The following is a 4,278-nucleotide window of genomic DNA, read 5'->3' on the forward strand; positions in this document are numbered from 1 at the left end:
CAGGCAATCAAGCGCACCTGCAAAGCCTGGGCGCGCTGAAATCCGGCATCACCCGTGATCATCACGGCATCAGGCCCCAGTTGCAGGCAGCAAGCCGTCTGCAGGGCATCGGGTGTACGCAGCCCATGGTTGGCGCGCAATTGCGTCGCCAGCTCCACCACAGATGCGCTTAGCTCCACAACCAGCAGATCCGGCTGGGAAAACAACGCCGCAAAACGATCCAGGCAGGCTTGATCACCCCGCCGCAGTGGAGCCACACGACACTCCAGCAGGCTGAGGCGGCTCACAGCCAGTGGGAGATCAGGTGCCTCAACGGCAAGCTGATGGAGGGTTGCCTGGGTGGCTTCGGCCCATCGGGCCTCACCATCCACCAAATAGATCAGTGCGCTGGCATCCAGGAAGGCAATCACCAGTTGCGCTCAGTTGCCAGCTCAGCATCGATCTCAGCCTTACTGCGCGGGCTCGTGGATGGCGGCAGGGCCAGCAGCCACTGCAACGCYGATGCTTCAGCCACAGGAGCTCGTGATGCCTGCAACTGCAGCTGGCGGTAGTGCTGCTCACTCAGCACYACAGCAGCCGATCGGTTGCGCTTCAACAAATGGACTGGTCCATGCTGCAGCGCCTGCTCAATCGCTGCAATCCCACGGCGCTTGAGCTCARCTGAGGTGAGCGCGTTCTGCTGATCCATGGCAMAGCGATCGYTGGAGCCTAAAGCTTAGTACCTAAAACAGTACTGRAGTGTCSAGGGCGTCCGATGACAACGCCATCAGACTCTCGACCTGGGCCTGGGCAATCAACAGGCGGCCGAAAGGATCGTGGTGCACCAGAGGGAGCTGATTACGAAAGGCAGCCGGCGCCACAGGCAGCTTGGGCYTCCCGAAAACTGAACGGCCACAGCAGGGTTTCCAGAGCCCGACCGCGCAGGTTGGTGGCGATCTCAGCCGACAACATCTGGGCGGAGGAACCGCTCACCACAACATCAAGGGGTTCGGTGTCGATCACCMGGCGCACACACCCTTCCCAGCCGAGGGATCACCTGCACCTCATCGAGGAACAGGCAAGGCCGGAACCGATCAGGCGTTCATCCTCGAGGCTGATCCAAGGCAGACCCGAACGCTCCATGCCGGGGCTCGCCAGGCGATCGCTGAGCTCCTGCCAGAGCAGGCTGGTCTTGCCGCTGCGGCGCATGCCGATCACCGCCAGCACCTTGCCGGCTAGGCGCAGGGCTATGCCATCCACAAGCTTCTGCCGCAGCAAATGCAGAAGGTTRTCGTCCATAGCAACAACCTAATGGGATTTCTTGCCGCGGACCGCGACAAGGCGTACCTCACCCCGCCCAGATCTCAGCCAGCTGCAGCTGTAGCCCCSGGAAATCCGGCGTGGCCTCCAGAACKTCAAGCWKCTCGAGCCGTTGCGGGATTCCAGACGCCGGAAACACCTCCACGGCCTGCTCCTGGGGAATCARCAGCCAACCCAGGCGGGCACCATTRAYTTGATAAGCCGTCATCTTGCTGCGAASGGCCGTGAGGCCGCGGGGGGGGGCGAAATCCCGTGGARCTGTCGAAAGCYTTCCATCCCCCCGCACRACTGGATGTTGCACGATCTGCGGCTGGAACCAGAGCTGCTGGGTGCGCTCAACCTGGTGGAGCTACGCCAYTGCCTGAACACGGGGTAWAAACAGCGTCAACTGAGCACGTTGTTGCAGGTGATCAAAAACCTGMAACAGGAGCTGGGCTGATCACGAACCCGAACTCAATCCCGCCCTGGACGCAGCCAGGCGGTATCGAGGCTCTCGTGGACCTGATTGGTSGCAGCAGGGGAACGGGTCATGGCAAGTATTGTCAAATCAGCCGATACATGACCAGTATTGGCTGGACGTTGCCCTTTGCCAATACTTGCCGCCATGGCRCTGCCGAACCTYTGGGGCCTCTACAACCTGCGCTCTTCGCCTTTCTTCCAGGCCACGTTGCGGGCGGATTCGCAGGCCACGCCACTGCGGCTGTTTGTGGGGCGCAAACGGGAGCGGCAGCTGCTGCTGACCACTATCGGCAGCAGCGCCAGCTCGCGGCAGGCGGTAGCGGGCCGCCCTGGCATCGGCAAAACCACCCTGGTGCAAACGGTGAAGGCCGATGCCCAGGTGGGGGGCTACTGGAGTTCCGACGAGATCATTTCGATCAGCGCCGCAGGCGCCAGCGAACASCTGCTGGGCCAGCTGCTCTCCGGCGTCTACGACGCCGTGCTGGCCAACTGCCCAACGGCAACGGGCCCTGAGGTGGAAGCCGCCCAGCAGTTGGTGCGCAGCATCCGCCTGCGCGGTGGCGGATTCACGCTGTCGGCGTTTGGTTTTGGACTGGGGGGTAGCCAAAGCGAAAGCATCRCCACACCACCAGGGGCATTGCTGCTGGATGGCCCTCGGGTGTTGCGCGATCTGCTCCGTTACGCAATCGGCCAGGGTGCAAGCGGCATTGTGCTGCACCTCAACAATCTTGAAAATCTCAGTGAGGCGGATGCATCGCGGGCGGCGGATCTGTTGCGGGGCATTCGYGATCAAGCCCTCCTGCACGACGGGTTACATCTGATCGTGGTGGGAACCACCGATGCAGTGCGMACGGTGGTTCAGAACCACACCCAGATCCGCTCGGTGTTCAGCGACCCTTTGGTGCTGGAGCCCCTCGCKATCGGGGATGTGGAGCAGTTGCTGGCTAATCGCTATGGGGCGTTGCAATTGGATCAGAGCAGACCCTGGCGCTCCCCCGTGGACACTGCCGTGGTGCAACGGCTGTACGAGCTGTTCCACGGCGATCTGAGAGGGATGTTAAAGGCTCTAGAAGATGGGATCACAGCCTTGCTGGGGCTCACCAGCGCTGGGGCCGACGTGGCGCCGGTGGGGCTGGAGGATCTGCTGCTGACGCTGCAGCAACGYAACCAGGCGGAGCTGCGAGAGCAACTGGGCGACAACGCYTGGGAGCGCCTGCTGGCCTGGGCGCAGGTGGATTCGGCTACGGTCCAGTCCCAGGCTGAGCTGGTGGAGCTGTGGCAGGTGAAGCAACCCTCGGTATCGCAGACCCTGCAGCAACTAATCGAGGCCAGAGCTGTTGAGGCCTTGCCGCGGCGGGGGCGTGAGCCGATTCAGTACCTAATGACCGGTACGGCGCGATTGGCTTTGTAATCCCAGGCCATCCAGCCAGCTTCTGCCGCRRCAAGGCGTGGCTCAACCCGCCCAGATCTCAGCCAGCTGCAGCTGTAGCCCYGGGAAWTCCGGCGTGGCCTCCAGAACTTCAAGCAGCTCGAGCCGTTGCGGGATTCCAAACGCCGGAAACACMTCCACGGCCTGCTCCTGGGGAATCAGCAGCCAACCCAGGCGGGCACCATTAACTTGGTAAACCGTCATCTTGCTGCGAACGGCCGTGAGGCCGCGGGGGGGGCGAAGCCACAACGCTCGTCTGGGCTGAGGGCCTGCCAGCGATCCAGGCGAATCAAAGATGCGTCAGGGCTGAACACCGATCCATCGGGGAGGCGAAATCCCGTGGAACTGTCGAAAGCCTTCCATCCCCCCGCACGACTAGCGAACAACTTGAGCTGGAATAACAATTCTCCATTGCGGGAGCCGGTTTCGCTACCTGTGGGCGTCATTGCGATCAGCCGGCCATCCGCATCGAGTTCAAGTACCGCCTCGCGGTTTTCGGCACACACCAGCTCAAATTGCTCGCACGTGAGCCTCAGATCAGCCGGAAAGCGCAAGGAAGCWCGAGCATCAAAGSCTGGTGGGCTGGTTGTRAGGGTCATCTCCCCAAGCCTGCGAYGGRTTCAGCGTAGCGRRAATGTTGAGGTGCCTTTCTGRGCACTTCTTTCAATCACCTGCCCATAAACCTCCGMATACATTCCMGCCACCCGCKCCGGAGCCCAGAGMCGCTCGGCCCGCTCCCTGGCCGCAGCGCCCAAGGCACGGCGCCGTCGCGGGTCGTCCAGCACCCACCGGATCGCCACCGCGAGGGAGGCCGGTTCAAACGGCTCGGCCAGGGCGCCGGTGACGTGGTCGGCCACGATGTCCGGCAGACCACCGGTGCGGAAAGCCACCACCGGGGTGCCACAGGCGTGGGCTTCCACGGCGGTGTTGGGCAGATTGTCTTGCCGCGACGGCACCACCATCAGATCGGCGGCGCTATAGAGCGCACGCAGGCTGAGATCATCATGCAGGCGGCCGGTGTAATGGATGGGGAAGCCGAGCTGGGGGGGGCTCGCGGGGGGCGAGTTGGCCAAATACCAGCAGCTGAAGGT

At 62.8% G+C, this 4,278-nt stretch carries 8 protein-coding genes and 1 pseudogene; 1 reads left to right on the top strand and 8 read right to left on the bottom strand.

Annotated elements, in window-relative coordinates:
- From C7K08_RS12870 to C7K08_RS12890, 5 genes and pseudogenes are all read right to left on the bottom strand, one after another.
- Positions 1-410 (bottom strand): type II toxin-antitoxin system VapC family toxin (locus C7K08_RS12870; RefSeq protein ID WP_106500974.1); only part of this gene is annotated, 410 nt, incomplete at its 3' end.
- Entirely contained in the window at positions 407-688 is a 282-nt protein-coding gene (locus C7K08_RS12875; protein WP_106500975.1) for a prevent-host-death protein, read from the bottom strand. The genes C7K08_RS12870 and C7K08_RS12875, both read right to left, overlap by 4 nt.
- 149 nt (positions 689-837) lie before the next feature.
- Positions 838-1,014, bottom strand: a pseudogene (locus C7K08_RS12880) (AAA family ATPase); the annotation flags it as partial.
- Positions 1,015-1,032: 18 nt separating this feature from the next.
- Entirely contained in the window at positions 1,033-1,278 is a 246-nt protein-coding gene (locus C7K08_RS12885; protein ID WP_106500977.1) for a P-loop NTPase family protein, read from the bottom strand.
- Positions 1,279-1,327: 49 nt separating this feature from the next.
- Positions 1,328-1,507 (bottom strand): PDDEXK family nuclease, encoded by a 180-nt coding sequence (locus C7K08_RS12890; protein ID WP_193464837.1) that lies wholly within the window; start codon positions 1,505-1,507, stop codon positions 1,328-1,330.
- 396 nt (positions 1,508-1,903) lie between these two features.
- On the opposite strand from C7K08_RS12890, the gene C7K08_RS15105 reads away from it, so the two are divergent.
- Complete coding sequence (locus C7K08_RS15105; protein ID WP_117434654.1) at positions 1,904-3,169, top strand: AAA family ATPase; 1,266 nt, start codon at positions 1,904-1,906, stop codon at positions 3,167-3,169.
- A gap of 42 nt (positions 3,170-3,211) precedes the next feature.
- Here the strand turns inward: C7K08_RS15105 and C7K08_RS16745 are convergent, their stop codons facing one another.
- The 3 genes from C7K08_RS16745 to C7K08_RS12905 form a co-directional block, all read right to left on the bottom strand.
- Positions 3,212-3,391 carry a hypothetical protein gene (locus C7K08_RS16745; protein WP_341272169.1) on the bottom strand — a complete coding sequence of 60 codons (180 nt, stop codon included), beginning with the start codon at positions 3,389-3,391 and terminating at the stop codon, positions 3,212-3,214.
- Complete coding sequence (locus C7K08_RS12900) at positions 3,388-3,786, bottom strand: Uma2 family endonuclease (protein ID WP_341272170.1); 399 nt, start codon at positions 3,784-3,786, stop codon at positions 3,388-3,390. Before C7K08_RS12900 ends, C7K08_RS16745 begins: the two co-directional genes overlap by 4 nt.
- Before the next feature lie 21 nt (positions 3,787-3,807).
- The coding region (locus tag C7K08_RS12905; RefSeq protein ID WP_206603867.1) for a glycosyltransferase at positions 3,808-4,278 on the bottom strand (471 nt) is incomplete at its 5' end.

The organism is Synechococcus lacustris str. Tous (assembly GCF_003011125.1).
GTDB classification, from domain to species: Bacteria; Cyanobacteriota; Cyanobacteriia; order PCC-6307; family Cyanobiaceae; genus Synechococcus_D; species Synechococcus_D lacustris.